At 34.9% G+C, this 16151-nt stretch carries 11 protein-coding genes; 2 read left to right on the top strand and 9 right to left on the bottom strand.

The genetic code is table 11. The annotated features are described in order from the left end of the window. Nucleotide 1: 1 nt before the first annotated feature. From NYE52_RS19140 to NYE52_RS19150, 3 genes are read right to left on the bottom strand one after another with little or no spacing between them, the layout of a single operon-like run. Nucleotides 2-883: an ABC transporter permease subunit gene (locus NYE52_RS19140; RefSeq protein ID WP_101729452.1), complete on the bottom strand. Its 882-nt coding sequence runs from the start codon at nt 881-883 to the stop codon at nt 2-4. Nucleotides 884-904: 21 nt separating this feature from the next. Next, nucleotides 905-1843, bottom strand: coding sequence for an ABC transporter permease (locus tag NYE52_RS19145; protein ID WP_016203544.1), 939 nt, complete (start codon nt 1841-1843; stop codon nt 905-907). Between the two features lie 17 nt (nt 1844-1860). After that, nucleotides 1861-3507 carry an ABC transporter substrate-binding protein gene (locus NYE52_RS19150; protein ID WP_341194522.1) on the bottom strand — a complete coding sequence of 549 codons (1647 nt, stop codon included), beginning with the start codon at nt 3505-3507 and terminating at the stop codon, nt 1861-1863. A 585-nt stretch (nt 3508-4092) separates the two neighbouring features. On the opposite strand from NYE52_RS19150, the gene NYE52_RS19155 reads away from it, so the two are divergent. Further along, the gene (locus NYE52_RS19155) at nt 4093-5124 is read left to right on the top strand and encodes an NADH:flavin oxidoreductase/NADH oxidase (RefSeq protein ID WP_341194523.1); all 1032 of its coding nucleotides are present in this window, start codon (nt 4093-4095) and stop codon (nt 5122-5124) included. Between the two features lie 356 nt (nt 5125-5480). Here NYE52_RS19155 and NYE52_RS19160 read toward each other — a convergent pair whose 3' ends face one another. The 4 genes from NYE52_RS19160 to NYE52_RS19175 form a co-directional block, all read right to left on the bottom strand. Then, nucleotides 5481-5708 (bottom strand): hypothetical protein, encoded by a 228-nt coding sequence (locus tag NYE52_RS19160; RefSeq protein WP_341194524.1) that lies wholly within the window; start codon nt 5706-5708, stop codon nt 5481-5483. A gap of 448 nt (nt 5709-6156) precedes the next feature. Then, nucleotides 6157-7158, bottom strand: coding sequence for an LLM class flavin-dependent oxidoreductase (locus tag NYE52_RS19165; RefSeq protein ID WP_341194525.1), 1002 nt, complete (start codon nt 7156-7158; stop codon nt 6157-6159). A gap of 263 nt (nt 7159-7421) precedes the next feature. Then, the gene (rfbB, locus tag NYE52_RS19170) at nt 7422-8444 is read right to left on the bottom strand and encodes a dTDP-glucose 4,6-dehydratase (RefSeq protein WP_341194526.1); all 1023 of its coding nucleotides are present in this window, start codon (nt 8442-8444) and stop codon (nt 7422-7424) included. 33 nt (nt 8445-8477) lie between these two features. Next, nucleotides 8478-8654: a hypothetical protein gene (locus NYE52_RS19175; RefSeq protein WP_341194527.1), complete on the bottom strand. Its 177-nt coding sequence runs from the start codon at nt 8652-8654 to the stop codon at nt 8478-8480. Between the two features lie 279 nt (nt 8655-8933). On the opposite strand from NYE52_RS19175, the gene NYE52_RS19180 reads away from it, so the two are divergent. Continuing rightward, on the top strand, nt 8934-9800 hold the full coding sequence (locus tag NYE52_RS19180) for an N-acetylmuramoyl-L-alanine amidase (protein ID WP_341194528.1): 867 nt from the start codon (nt 8934-8936) through the stop codon (nt 9798-9800). 215 nt (nt 9801-10015) lie between these two features. Here NYE52_RS19180 and NYE52_RS19185 read toward each other — a convergent pair whose 3' ends face one another. Next, nucleotides 10016-12844, bottom strand: a complete 2829-nt coding sequence (locus tag NYE52_RS19185) for a PAS domain S-box protein (protein WP_341194529.1) — start codon at nt 12842-12844, stop codon at nt 10016-10018. 331 nt (nt 12845-13175) lie between these two features. Next, complete coding sequence (locus tag NYE52_RS19190; RefSeq protein WP_341194530.1) at nt 13176-16145, bottom strand: EAL domain-containing protein; 2970 nt, start codon at nt 16143-16145, stop codon at nt 13176-13178. Between the last annotated feature and the right edge of the window lie 6 nt (nt 16146-16151).

Here is a 16151-nt window from a genome sequence, read left to right on the forward strand (position 1 = left end):
TTTATCGCGAATTTTTCATTCTTGGATCAAAGTAGTCTCTAAATGCATCGCCTACTAAATTTATGCCTAATATGACAATAAACATCACTGCACCAGGAATAAATAAATACCAAGGAGCATTAAACATATAATCCTTTCCTTGATTGACCATAGATCCCCAACTAGGATCAGGTGGCTGTACGCCTAATCCGAGAAAACTTAGAGATGATTCGGCAAGAATGGTAGATGCCATACCTAATGTTGCGATAACAGCAATATGTCCATAACAATTAGGTAAAATATAGCGAAATAAAATGCGAAAGACACTAGCACCTAAAGCGTGACCACCTTCTACAAATTCTTGTTCCTTTAAGGATAAAGTTTGCGACCGTACCAATCGGCATATTTCAGGCCAACTCACAATTCCTAAGGCAAGAATCAAGTTAAATATTCCTGGTCCTAAGGCTGCCATAATGGCAATTGCAAATAAGAGCCCTGGAAAGCTAAACATAATATTGGTTACCGCCATAATTACTTTATCTGTTTTTCCTGAAAAATAACCAGATAACAAGCCTAGTAAAGTTCCAATGGAAATAGAAATAAGCTGAACGACGATAGCAATAACTAGTGATTTTTGCCCTCCATATAAAACTCTTGTAAAAAGATCTCTTCCTAAATGGTCTGTTCCAAACCAATGGGTAGCTGAAGGTTTTTGCAATGTCTGTGTTAAATCATTGGTATTTGGATTATAAGAAGAAATAAATGGGACAAATATGGTGCCTAATACAATAACAAGCATTAACCCAATACCAATATAGGAAAAAGAAAATTTCATCCTTCTTTTCTTTTTCTTAATATGTATGCTCCTATCAGTACTGATTGTTGGCGCATTGACAGTCTCCATTCATTATTCACTCCATCCTTTTTAAGACTCTACTTTAATTCTTGGATCGATTAATCTACAGCCAATATCAGTAAGTAAATTCACTAGTAAAAAAACAGTGGCTACAAAAACAACACAACCTTGCACGATTGGTAAATCACGTTGCAATATCGCGTCAATCATTAATCTGCCAACCCCTGGTAATCCATAAATGGTTTCTGTAATAACAGCTCCAGATAACAACAATCCCATTTGAACCCCAATTATCGTCAATATAGGTGGCATGGCATTTTTTAGTGCATGTAAAACAATGATTCTTCCTGATGACATACCTTTGGAAATAGCCGTTGTCATATAATCCATTCGCAATATATCAATCATTGCTGATCTAGTAATTCTAGCAATTACGCCACTTACAGCTAGAGCTAGTGTGAGGGATGGTAAAATTAAATATCTAATATCCCCTGCTACATAACCTGTTGCAGGAAGAAGTCTAAATTTCACGGCAAATAGATACATAAGGATTAATCCTAGGAAAAACGAGGGCAAGGAAACACCAGATACGGAAAAAGAACTTACGAAAGAATCAATCCAAGAACCTCTTTTTAAAGCTCCAATGGTTCCAACGGTAATTCCTATCACAATAGCAATGATTAATCCTAGAACAGTAATTTGTAAGGTTACGGGTATCCTTTCAATAAGCAGTTCCGTTACAGAACTTCTAGATTGATAGGACGTACCAAAATCCCCTTGGACTACCCCTTGCAGGAAATGTAAATATTGGAGAGGAAGGGGATCATTAAGTCCCCATTGCTCTCTAATTTGTTTCATAACATTTTCATCCAATGCCCCGCTTCTCGCATCCATTAATTGGGCTACTGGGTCCCCAGGAATAATATTCATCAAAACAAATACAATTAAGGTAATAGCTACCCAGATTGGGATGGCTTCCAAAAGACGTTTTATCGTATAATTAAGCATGGTTCACCTCTCGACTTTTATTTTAGACTTTCATCAATCCAAACTTTCGTTAAGTCTTGATAGTCAATATCTGTCGGCATTTCCTGTAGCCCCTTCACCCAAGGCTGATGAACAATAACTGCCTTGTTATAGTTAAAGAACCACCAAGGTGCATCTTTTACAATCATTTCTTCTGCTTCTTGGGCTAAAGCAATCATTTCCGATTCATCTGTTGTTTGGGATGCCTTATCTAGCAATTCATCGACCTTTTCATTGGTATAATGACTTGTATTACCAGATGCACCAGCATTTTTACTATGGAAATAGCGAGATAGAAACTCTACTGGATGTGTCATGCCACCGTTTGAAGACATCGCCGTTTCAAAATCTCCATTATTCAATCTATCTGTCATTGCAGCAAAATCTACTTGCTCTGTCTTTACGGTAATTCCGACTTCTTCTAAATATCCACTTAATGCTTCTACTGCCGGTAATCCGAATGCTGGGTGTGAGGTAGTAAGAATGTTTAGTGTAAATCCATCCCCATATCCTGCTTCTTCTAGTAACGACTTAGCTTTTTCTGGATCATACGAATACGTAGTTACCTTATCGTTATAGCCTTGAATGGAAGAAGGAAGTACTCCAACTGCTGGATACGCCTTCCCTTGAATTACCGTTTGTATAATGGTGTCTCGATCGATTGCATAATTTATAGCCTGTCTAACACGAACATCTTGCCATGGACCATCCTTTTCGAGGTTAAACTTTAAATTTCTTGTAAATAATTCTGGCACTTCGACTATCAATTCACCATATGTTGGATCATTTTTATATCTTGCATACTGGGCATCCCCTAATACCATCATGTCTAATTGTCTGGAAGCAAATGAATTGTCTCTCGCTGTTTGGTCTTCCATAACTTTATAGACAACTTTGTCTAAATAAGGTGCACCTGCAAAGTAGTCTGCATTTTTTTCCAAAACAATTTCACTACCTCGAACCCAGCTAGAAAACTTAAATGGACCTGCCCCAACTGGTTCTTCACCAAATTTATCCCCTTTTTCCTCCACTACCTCTTTTGGAACGGCAGCTGTAAATGGTAAAGATAAAACGGAAAGGAATGTGTTATCTGGTTTGTCTAAACTGATTTCTATATGTGTATCATCCATCACTTTAATACCTGTTACTTCGGTTGCATCTCCACTCATAAATTCCTTAGATCCCTTAATAGCTTGTAAGTTTCCTGCATTAGGAGAAGCGTTTTTTGGATTCATAACCCTCTCTATCGAATACTTAAAATCTTCGGCAGTAACCACTCTTCCATTATGGAAGGTTACATCGGGATTTAGGGTAAAAGAATAAGTTAAACCATCTGAACTAATTTCCCATTCCGACGCATTTCCTTCTTTGAATTCTCCAGCTACCGCGTCATAACGAACAAGTGGTTCAAAGATATTCCAAGTTACCATGGATGTCGAAGTACCATGAGACCTGGCCATTGGATCCAAGTTTTGTGGATCCCCGTAAATAGCTGCTCTTACTAACGTCCCCCCTGGTGTTGGCTCATTACTACTAGTCGCATCGTCTTCAGTAGAACTTGTAGGATTACTTTCGTCAGTACATGCACTTAAAAATAAGACCATTAAAATACTAAAAATTAATAACCTAAAATTATTCCTTTTCATCCTCATTCTCCTTATGTATTAGTTTTTTTACTGCTTAAATCTTTCTCTCTCTATTACACAAATGGAATAATCTAGTTGTTTTTTGCCAGAAAATATTACATTATTTTTATGTGTTGTTATCATAAAGTTGCATTTGTCATATTTTCTGACAAATTATCTGAATATTAAAATTATTATATAGCAGTACTTTAATATGGTAAAGGTGAACTTTGTGTAGTTTTCTTTATTTTCTAAATTTTCAATCATTACTCTTTATTCTTCTATAATGAAAACCTGACATAATTTTCGACTTTCTCTCACCAAAAATCAGCAAAATCTATATTATTCCCATTCAAATTTAAGCTTGTAGTTTTAAAACTACCTACTTTTTATATTTTTCGATAATAAATATTTTTAATGATTAATTGTTATTTTCTTTAATCTTTTTCCTTTGAAAAATAAATAGTTATACGAATTTGTTACATTTTTTTGTACATAATAGTTCTGAAAATCACCTCATCAGGGAGCATAATATTTGAAATAAGCTGTGGCTGGTGGTACCTTGTTAGACAAACAATATAATTTTCAATGAAAGAAGGATTGGTTATGAAGGATTTATTTACTCCTTTCTCTTATAAAGGATTAGAATTAAAAAACCGTGTAGTAATGCCTCCAATGTGTCAATATTCAGTGGAGAAAAAAGACGGAATCGCAACAGATTGGCATTATGTTCATTATGTAAGTCGCGCAATCGGCGGTGCTGGATTAATCATTATTGAAATGACAGATGTAGAGCCTGACGGTCGTATCACCGATAATGATTTAGGCTTATGGTCTGATGAACATATTGCTCCATTGAAACGAATTGTTGATGCTTGTCATCAATATGGCGCAAAAGTGGGGATTCAAATTGCTCATGCTGGAAGAAAGGCGGAAGACGCACCACAACCTGTGTCCGCATCTGCCCTTCCATTTGATGATAAATCCAAAACACCAAGAGAATTAACGACAGAAGAAGTAAAAGGTATGGTGGAAAAATTCCGTGAGGCTACTGCTCGTGCTATTAAAGCTGGTTTTGATACAATCGAGTTGCATGGCGCACATGGCTATTTAATTCATCAATTCCAATCTGCCTATACAAATAAACGTACAGATGAATACGGCAAAGACTTGACAAAGTTCGGTGTGGAAATCATTAAAGCTGTGAAAGAAGAAATGCCAGCAGATATGCCATTAATCATGCGTGTTTCTGGTAAAGAGTATGTTGAGGGCGGATATGATATCGAAGACAGTGTTGCATTTTCTAAAAAATATGAAGAAGCCGGCGTAGACATTTTCCATGTGAGTGCAGGTGGAGAAGGTCCAATTGCTGCAGCAGGACGACCTGGAACACATGTCGCATACCAAGTTCCTTTAGCTCGTGCATTTAAACAAGAGTTAAGTGTACCAGTTATAGCAGTAGGAAGACTAGATTCACCAGAATTAGCAAACTCCGTCATTGGCAACGATGATGCAGATCTAGTTGCCGTAGGAAGAGGCATGCTCCGCAATCCATACTGGACAATCGAAGCAGCTGCACAACTACATAAAGAAACAGAAATGCCAAAACAATATGCCGTCGCATTCCCTAAGAGATAAGAAAGAAGCAGGGGGACGGTTCTTCTGCTTCCCATTTCTCTAGTCTAGATAGCACTATCACTCCGATTCCATTTTATGGTATTCTAAATATAAAGGAGATGGTTGCTAATGATAGAGCTTGTGCTTGGTCTTTTAAGTGTGATTGGTGACATTTGTGTAGCATTAGCAGCATCTGATTGGGAGAAGCTGCAAGGCAAGTAAATAGCAAATAATTTTCTTAGAAAAAAGAGGCCATTTTAACTTTGTGGCCTCTTTTTTTCTGTATTCAGAGGGGTTCAGAGGGACGGTTCTTCCGCTTCCCTAATCCTGTTTTACTCCCAAAAAAGGGAAGCAGGAGAACCGTCCCTATGATTCCCTTACATGCCTGTCCTATACTTTTTTTCGCTTGATGACGTATTTTTTGTATCATGCTTAGCTTTTTCTTCTCGTAGTTCTTCTTTAAGATCCTCCATTGGGATTGGATCTACATTTAATTCACTTTCAAATTTATCAAATAAACTTTCATTTTCGGTTGGATATTGCTCCGGATTATCCATATTTATTTGAACATTATTTGAACTTTGTTCTTTTTTGTTTTCTGCCATGATCTATCACCTCCTTCTATTAGTAGTAATACCCGATTTTCATTTAAAGTACTCAAAGTCCTCATAGGGACGGTTCTACTGTTTCCCTATTTTTTTGGTTAATTAAAAACGGAAGCAGGAGAACCGTCCCTACGATTCCATGCCCTCTCCAAAAACCAAATAATCCCATTTTTTCCTATTACATTTAGGTTTAATCCATGCCAAATCGTCTATATAAAAGAAAAAAGGAGGCGTTTATAGCTATGGTTAAAAATGAAGATTTAAAAAACAAGACGGTGGATCGTGATTTTAAAATAACGGAAGAGCAGAAAGAGAAGCAACAGGAGAAGAAAAAAGAGGATAAGAAGGATAAATAATTTAAAAGGGTACTGACTCCATCGGAGATTCAGTACCCTTTATGTTTATGCACAATCTATTGATTACCAATAAAAAACGGAGGTTCTTACTATTACTTCCCCTCTACCACTTCTCTTAATATTTCATAAGAGCGTTTCTGCTTGTCTTGGTCAAAAATATAAGAAACAGCCATGATTTCGTCCACATTAAAGCGTTCTTGAAAAGCTGTAAGCTGCTTGCGAACCGAGTCTTTATTTCCCAATAGAGTGACACTAGACATTGATTTTGCCATTTCTTCTTCCTGTGGGTTCCAAAGTCCATCTAGACTTTCCACTGGTGGCTGAAGAGGCATTTGGGTACCACGTACTACATTAAGGAAAAACTGATGAGTGGATGTCTGTAAAACAGCAGCCTCTTCATCCGTTTCAGCAGCAATTAAATTTAAACAAACCATCATATAAGGTTTCTCTAAATACTTCGAAGGCTTGAAACGATCACGATAAATCTTGATCGCATCTTCCATATATCTTGGCGCAAAATGAGAAGCAAAAACATAAGGCAATCCTAAGCTTGCTGCTAAATAGGCGGAATCTGTGGAAGAACCAAGAATGTAAATCGGTACATTGGTTCCAACACCTGGATGGGCTTTTACATACCCTTGATCTTCTTCTGGCCCAAAATATGTCAGAAGAGCATTAACATCCTCTGGAAACGTATAGACAGAATCCTTTTGCGATCTTCTCAAGGCACTTGCGGTTAGCATATCCGTTCCAGGAGCTCTCCCAAGCCCTAAATCCACACGATTTGGATAGATTGTCGCCATCGTTCCAAATTGTTCTGCAACCACTAATGGAGAATGGTTAGGTAGCATCACTCCACCAGATCCTACACTAATACTATTTGTATGTTCAAGCGTATGCTTTATTAAAATGGCTGTCGCAGAACTAACAAGTGTAGAAGTATTATGATGCTCAGCAATCCAATATCGTTTATATCCCATTTCCTCAGTTGCTTGAGCTAAATCAACCATTGATTCAATGGCTTCTTTTGAAGTTTGTCCCACGCGTATGGGAGCAAGGTTTAGTACAGATACAGGTATATTTAAATTTGCCATTATGCAAGATCCTTTCTTGTTTAATTCCTCTTTATCATATCAATTGATATCGTGGAAACAAACTTATCTGCTTGAAGAGATAGAGAAGGCAAATCCCAAATAAAAATTCCTCTTACAAGTCGAGAATGAATGATATACAAGGAAAAGACTGTACCAATACTTATAAAGATACTCTTTAGTTTTTCTTAAAATGCCAACCTGATACTTGCTAAGGAAATGTAAAATAGCAGGATGTAAACAGAAGAACCTCCTCCTTCGCTCCTTTATAAAGCATAGTGCTTCTCAAAATAATTCTGATACTCGCCACTAATAATTTCCTCCCACCATCCTTTGTTATCCAAATACCATTGAATCGTTTGAGCAATTCCAGATTCGAAGGAATAGGTTGGTTTCCAGCCTAATGCTTCGAGTTTGGTTGGATTAATCGCATATCGTTTGTCATGACCTAGACGATCGGTTACAAATTCAATAAAGTCCTCTGACTTGCCTAATATGCTAATGATTGTTTTTACAACTTCTAGGTTTGTACGCTCATTATGACCACCAACATTGTACACTTCACCATTTGCTCCTTCATGAAGCACTAAATCAATTGCCGCACAATGATCAAGTATATGCAACCAATCACGAATGTTTTTACCGTCTCCATAAACTGGAATCTTTTGATCATTTAACACACGAGAAATGGTTAAAGGAATTAACTTCTCTGGGAATTGATAAGGTCCATAGTTATTCGAACAACGTGTAATATTGATTGGCAAGCCAAATGTTTTATGATAAGCACGGACAAGCATATCCGATGATGCCTTACTTGCACTATATGGACTATTTGGCTGTAATGGTGTATTTTCTGTAAAGAAGGTTGTTGGATCGAAATCTAATTCTCCATATACTTCGTCTGTTGATACATGAACAAATTTCGTTACACCACCAACTGCTTTTGCAGCATCAAGTAATACTTGCGTACCAAGAACATTTGTCACGACAAAGATTTCTGGGTCTGTAATCGAACGATCCACATGGCTTTCTGCTGCAAAATGGGTCACATAATCAAACTTTTCTTTTTCAAAAAGAGCTGATATTGCGTCTCGATCGGCAATATCTGCCTTTACGAAATGATAGTTATCCTTCTTTTCGATTTCCTTATGCTTCGTTAAATCTCCTGCATAGGTTAATAAATCTAAATTATATATATCGTAATCTGGATATTTGTTGACCATATATTGCACAAAGTTTCCGCCGATAAAGCCTGCGCCACCTGTTACTAATACTTTCTTTCTTGCCACCTTAGTTCACCTCTTCTTGTATTCCAAGATATATTACGTTAATAAGACGGAGAAATCCGTTCGTCCTTTACATTCGAGATTTCTTTGAATGCCTTCATTAATCGGATATTCTTTCGCTGTAATGCTATTTATGTTTACAGCTTTAACTACTATTTGAAAAATTTCTTTCACAAAGTCTGCCCAATGTAGTAAATCATTCGTTAAAAGCATGATTTATGTATACTTTACTTTTTCTACGCTATCTAATAAAGGTATTGCCTATGGTACCTAATACCAAATAAATACGAACAATATTGTACAGCTTTTTCTCCTTTATACTTTGTCACTCCAAAATTGCCTACCAGCGTTTATAATAACTAGATTTAAATCAATCATCATACAATTTGTTTCTAAAAGCTAGTTTGTAATAAAACCGAAATAATAGTAACTACACGTTTTTATCCCTCTTTTCATAGTATAAATAAAAAACAGAATGGAGAGTGAAGGTACATGACAAAAATTTTCATCGATGCAGGACATGGTGGTACTGATTCAGGGGCAGTAGGTAATGGGTTGCAAGAAAAAGTATTAACGCTTACAATTGCTAAAAAAATTGAAAACTTATTAAAAAATTATGAGAATACAAGTGTGAAAATGAGTAGAACGAGCGATACTACATTGTCTTTGTCACAACGTACTGATGCTGCTAACGCATGGGGAGCTGATTTCTTCCTATCTATTCATATTAATGCTGGCGGTGGGACTGGATACGAAGATTACCGCTATAACACATTATCTGCAAGTAGCGCTACAGGAAAAGTACAATCAACGATTCATTCTGCAGTAATGGCAGAATTAAAAGCATTTAATATAATTGATAGAGGGGCGAAAGCGGCTAATTTCCACGTATTACGAGAAACGAACAGTCCAGCAATTTTAACCGAAAATTTATTTATTGATACAAAAGCTGATGCTAATTTATTGAAACGAAATGATGTATTAGACGCTATTGCAAAAGGACATGTTGAAGGAATGGCAAAAGCATTTGGATTAAAGAAGAAACCAATCGAAATAGGTAAAGCAGAGAGTGGTACCTATACGGTTGCACAAGGAGATACTTTATGGAGTATCTCACAAACACAAGGAGTTACTGTAGATCAATTAAAAGCATGGAATCCAGGCATTAACCCTAATGCTTTGCAAATAGGCAGTAAATTAAATATTGGTGTTACCATTCAAACGTATAATATTCAAAAGGGAGATACCTTTTGGGATATTGAGGAAAAGCTGAATCTTAAGCATGGTACACTCGAAAAATTAAATCCATCTGTTAATGTTAAAGCTTTACAAGTAGGAGATACCATTCGTATCAAATAAACAAGAATTAATTGTTGAACATGTTTTTATAAAAATAAGTTCTAAGACAAAATTTCTTTAAAACAAAAATCCGATTAAAATTACGCTGAGTATACTTTAATCGGATTTGCATTTTTAGCAATGAAATAAACTACGTCTGATAAAATTAATTTACCATAAGAATTTATCGACAGCAGGAAACATATGTTTAAAAATCACATAATAGAAAAAGGCAATTATAATGTGGTGTCATCTGTATAAGAAAAACAATTTCCACCCTTTGCTTTCGCCTTATATAATTCCTGATCCGCTTTTTTAAATAATTCATCCGTATTAGAAGGGGCATTAGGATTATGAAAAGAAATTCCGATACTTGTTGAAATTTCCAATTCCTTTCCACTTATCAGCATTTTTTCATTCACTATTCCGAGAATTCTCTCGGATATTTCGACCACATCCTCAACTTTCCTTATTTCTGGCAAGACAATCGTAAATTCGTCTCCACCTACTCTTGATAAAGTATCCCCTTTGCGAAGCGAGCTCTTTACTCTTTTTGCAAATATCTTTATGACTTCATCCCCAACATCATGTCCAAGTGTATCATTGATAATTTTAAATTTATCGCAATCTAACACCATTAAAGCGGTCAACTTTCCTGTACGATCCGATGTATAGAACGCTTGCTGCAAACGATCAAGGAATAATCTTCTATTCGGAAGTCCTGTTAAATGGTCAGAGTAAGCCATTTCAGATAATTTTTTCTCCTTTCTTCGCATCTCTGTAATATCTGCCGAAATAGCAACAACTCTCTCAATTTCCCCTTCAGAATTTATAACTGGAACAAAATCAGTATTTAACCATACCGAATGACCATCTTGATGTATTCGCCGCAAATTCACCTGAAAATACTCTTTTGTTTCAAACATCTTTTTAAATTTTTCTTTAATTTCTTGCAAATCCTCAGAATGAACATTTATAAAAAATTCTTTTCCAATCATATTTCTGACTGGATACCCTAATACTTTTTCTAAAGAAGGTGATACATATAAGATTTTCCCTTGTGGATTTAGTACCTTAATAATATCCATAGAATATTCGGCGATAATTCGAAAACGTTCTTCACTTTCTCTCATCGCCTTTTCCGCTCTTCTTTTTGTTGTAACATCTCTAAGCATCACTACTACCGATGTTTTCCCGTGATCCCTTATCATTGCAAATGTAGCTTCTGTATAAATAATGTCTCCGTCTAATGTGTAAAATCTTCCTTCTACCATATTTTCTATAAGCTCTTTTTGAAAAACTTTCTGTATTTTCTCTAGCAATTGCTTGCGATCATTTTGAAAAACAAAATCTAAACTGTTTTTTCCAATGACTTGTGATTTACCTTTTGCCTTTAAGAGCTTTAAACCAGCTTGGTTAATAAAACCTATTTTTCCATCTGTAAGGATAAGAATTGCTTCTGGTGCTGTTTCTACCACACTTTTAAACTTTTCCTCACTTTCCTCTTGTTTTTTCAAAACTTGTGTATATTCGGTAACATCTTGGTAAGTACCTACAGCTAATATATTTCCCATATTCACCGGTTTATAGTTTGCAACTACATCAATAAGAGACCCATCTTTACGCATTCGCTGTGTTTGAAAACTTGGTATTCTTTGCCCACTCCTTAAATCATCTAGAAAATATTCTAATTGTTGCAAGTGGAATTGTGGATAAATAGGGGATTTAGTTAGCTTCTTCATTTCCTCTACTTTCCAACCAAGCATCTCTTCAAATGCTGGATTCCCCTTTAAAAAGCTCCCTTTTTGGTCAATCATAAAGATGGCGTCCGAGGTATTATTCCATACGAGTTCTAATTCTTCTTTTATGCACATCAATTCCATTTGCAATTTCTTCTGGTCACTGATATCACGCGATATATGAGATACTCCAGATATTTGCCCCATCTCATCATAAATAGGAGATAAGCTAATACTCATGTCGACTAATTCACCTGTTTTTTTCTGCCTTTTCACATATATCCCTTGCACCTTTTTTCCCAATAAAACTTGTTGGTTTAAATCGTCTGCCTGTTCTTTTAGCCAATTGGGGATTATTGGTGGCTCTTTCCCTATTACTTCTTCCTTTGAGAATCCGTATATATTCGTAAATGCATCATTAATAAAGAGAACTTTTCCCTCCCTATCTACCATTGAAATAGAATCCGTACTATCATTAATAAAAGACTCTAGTCTTGATTTAACAATACTCAATTCCTCTAAGGTTTTTTTATCCTTTGTTATGTCTCTAGCAATTCCAAAAACACCTGTAACTTTTCCTTCTACAACAATTGGTATATTCTTTATATTTAAATAAACTTTATGCCCATCCTTATGATAAATAACAGTCTCGTGTCTACTCGATATCCCTAAAGCCGACTGCTTGAAGAGATTCTCTATCTTCACTACCTCTCTTTTTGGCATCGATTGTGAAAAGTGCGTTCCTATTAATTCTCCATTTCCGAACCCTGTTATTTTTTCTGATGCTCCATTAACCTCTAGAAAATAACCTTCTGTATCAAACATAAATATTGCATCTTCATTTTGATCCAGCAGAGATGCTAAAAGCTGATCATTTTCTTCTAATTGCTTGCGTGACTGCTGTAACTCTGTTAATTGCCTCGCTTTTTCGGTAATATCACGAACCACAGCAATGATATAAATATTATTATCATTGTCAATAAATGGTGTTAATACTGTTTCATTTATCCTTACTTTACCAGTTGGCAGTAATAATTGATCTTCAAATGTAACTACTTTATTACTATTACAAGCCTTTAAATATTGATGTTTTAAAAATTCTGCATCCTCTTTTTCTAATACTTCATCAAATGTTTTCCCAAATACACTTTCATCTGTATTCAACACTTTTAAGCCAGCTTGATTTACAAACACATATCTATATAAATCTTTCGTCACTTCTACTACATATACAAGATCCTGTAAGGAGTGAAATGCCGTTAAAAGTAATTTTATAAGTCCATTAATATCTTTTGGGTGTAACTCACTTACATTTTTATCATCCATATTTATTGACAACCTTTCATAAAAATAGCTATGTTAACAAGAATAGTTGTTTTAGTCGATTTTTAAACGTAATGGAAGAACTTTTTTCTTACTAAAATCGAAATCAACATTCCTTAACATAGCCATAAAGTGAAACTCCCATTAGGACTCTACTGATCGTTAGTTAAATCATTCAGATCTATACGGACAATTCTCGAGTTCGCATAATGTTGTGATGGTAGTTTTACTATTCTTTAAGAGTGATATAAATATAGTAAAATTTGAATCAGTAGTTTTCCATTCTCTACTGATTTTTACTATCCGCAAGCTAGAATAAAATAGGAACTGCTTCCTAAGAATTTAGATTTTTAAGATAGCTTATTTTTTCCTCATTAATAAAACTACAATTTGTTAATAGAGGATTTTTACGATATTCAACACAAAATTTATTAAATAATTTTGCAAAATAATCTCTTTCTTTTTCTCTAATCACAAATTTAATACCGTATTGATAAATATCATTTACTTCATGTTTCCAAACAATATGTCCATACAATTCTACTTTCTCATTTAATATATTGGTTTCAAATTGCAAAGCAATATCTGGTCTTATAGGTAAATCAATATTCGAAAGAATTTTTATTCCGCCAATCCCTATATCCTCTATAAGAATTTCAGTTTTTCCTAACTGAACTTTTTTTCCTTTAATTGCTATTAAAGACATTTGTGCCTGTAGAGGACGAATTAGATTTATTCGATAGAAATTCCTTCTATTCGTCATTTCTCTACTCTCCCATTGCGGCTCTTGTGGCTTTATTATCTTTTTTTGCAGGAAGCTTTGAAATTCTTCTTCGCCAACTGATTTACTAAATAAATATCCTTGTATTTCATCACATTCTTGTTGCTTTAGTAAGTTCAATTGCGCGTTTGTTTCCACTCCTTCTGCAACAATTTTCATATCCAATCCTTTTGCCAAAAAGATCATGGATTTAACAATCATTTCATCCTTTTTCGAGTCCGTTATATTCCTTACAAAAGAGCGATCTAATTTTATCGTATCAATTGGATATTGTTTTAAATAAGTCAAAGAAGAATAGCCCGTACCAAAATCATCTAATGCAATCCGAATACCAATTTCTTTTAATTGCTGTACAGCTAATGTGACAATTTCTTCATACTGTATTAAAGTAGTCTCCGTTATCTCAAATTCTATTAAGGAAGGATCTGTTTTTGTTTCTCTTAAGGTTTGAATGACAGTTGGAATAAAATCACTTTTTAATAATCTTTGTGCAGAAATATTAATTGATATAGGTACAATAGGTAGGTTCATGCTTTTCCAAATTGAAATCCTATTACAAACCTCTTGAAATACCCAATCCCCAATAGGTAGAATCAAGCCATTTTCTTCAGCAATGGGAATAAATTCTCTTGGGGAAACAGATCCCCATTCAGCATTGTCCCAACGTATAAGCGCTTCGGCACTTACCATTTTTCCAGTTTTTGTATCCACTCTAGGCTGAAAATGGAGATAGAATTCCTGTCTTTCCATTGCTTTATATAAATCTCTTTCTAGCTGAAACTGTTTGAATGAAGAGATATTTAATAAAGTCGAATAAATTTGGTAATTGTTTTTCCCCATTTCCTTTGCTCTATGTAAAGCAGCATCTGCTTTTTTCACTAGCTCTTCTTTTGTCTGTCCATCAATTGGAAAGGTACTTATACCAACACTTGTCGTTACAAACAATTCATATTCATCGATTATAAAGGATGTTTTCATGCAATCGATGATTCTTTTTGCAATCATTATTGGAAAATCTGTACGCTCGAAATCCCATAGTAGAATACCGAATTCATCTCCACCAAGTCTTGCAAACAAATAATTACTCACTTTCAGCTTTTTATCCAATCTAATCGTAAATTGTTTCAATAGCTTATCTCCGATTGCATGACCAAGTCGATCATTAATCTGTTTAAATCTATCTAGATTCAAATATAAGACAGAAAAACTCTTTTTATTTCGTTTAGAAATTTGAATTAATTCTTCCATTTTTTCATCAAATCTTCTTTTATTGAATAAATCCGTTAAATAATCATGATAAGCTAAATACGTAATTTCTTCCTTACTTTTCTCCAAAAAAGTAATATCTGAAACGATTCCATCTAATTTGATAACATTCCCTGCATGGTCTAATTCCGGTATCGTTTGGTCCTGTACCCTTTTTACTTCTCCCTGCTTGGAGAGTATTCGATAGGTATGCGTGAGTGATTCACCCTGTATTAATTTCAACCTTAATTGTCTAAACTCCAATAAATCATCCGGGTGAACAATTGTCTCCCACCCCATAACTAACAACTCCTCAGAGCTATATCCCGTAACAGCTTTAATCCCTGGTGATGTTAGAATGAACGCATTATTCACAGTATCATAAGAAGAAATGCCAACCTCTAGATTATTGTAAATATTTCTAAATCTCTCTTCTGCCTCTATTAAATTTTTTTCTGCCACTTTTCTTTTCGTTATATCATGAATAACCCCTACATATTTTAAAGGCCGAGAGTTTTCATCTACTATCACTTCTGCTTGAACAAACACATAGATAAAAACACCATCCATTCGCTTAATTCTAAATTCCATTGTATAGCTTTCTCTATTCTTTAAGGCGTTTCGAAAGGTAGAATCGAAATAGTGCCGATCTTCCGGATGAACAAATGCTACTAATTTCTTATAGGTTGGCACAAACGTATTGCTTTTTATTCCATATATTTCAAAAGTCTGATTAGACCAATATGCCTGATCCTCGACAATGTAATATTCCCAACTTCCGATATTTGCTACTTGTTGAGCTAATTCTAGATTTTCTTTCACCTTCAACAATTCCTTTGTATTCGTTTTAAACAAAGTTATATCTTTTGCTATCCCATAAATACCAAGGATTTGCTCTTCTTTCCCCATGATTGGAACATATGTAATATCAAAGGTGAGTGTTTGACCATTTAGATGAATGATATCTGCTCTAAAATTTTGACTTTCTCCATTTAATGCCCTTTTTATATGGCTTTTTCGTAGATGTTGATGTCTTTTTATATAAATTCTGCTAACGTTTTTATGTAAATCTCTTTTTTCATAACCAAGGATTCGTTTTACTGATGGATTCCCATGCAATAACTCCCCATTATTGTCCAATGCAAATACAATATCCGGATGTTTTTCAAATATGGCATTAAACGTTTCTTTGTTTAATAAATATTCGAAATTACCGAGCTTTTTAGACTGATTCTCTAATTCCATTTTTTTATCTTTTAAGAAATTAAATTTCGCCATACCCAA

Source organism: Niallia sp. FSL W8-0635 (genome assembly GCF_038007965.1).
In the GTDB taxonomy this organism is placed as follows: Bacteria; Bacillota; Bacilli; order Bacillales; family Cytobacillaceae; genus Niallia.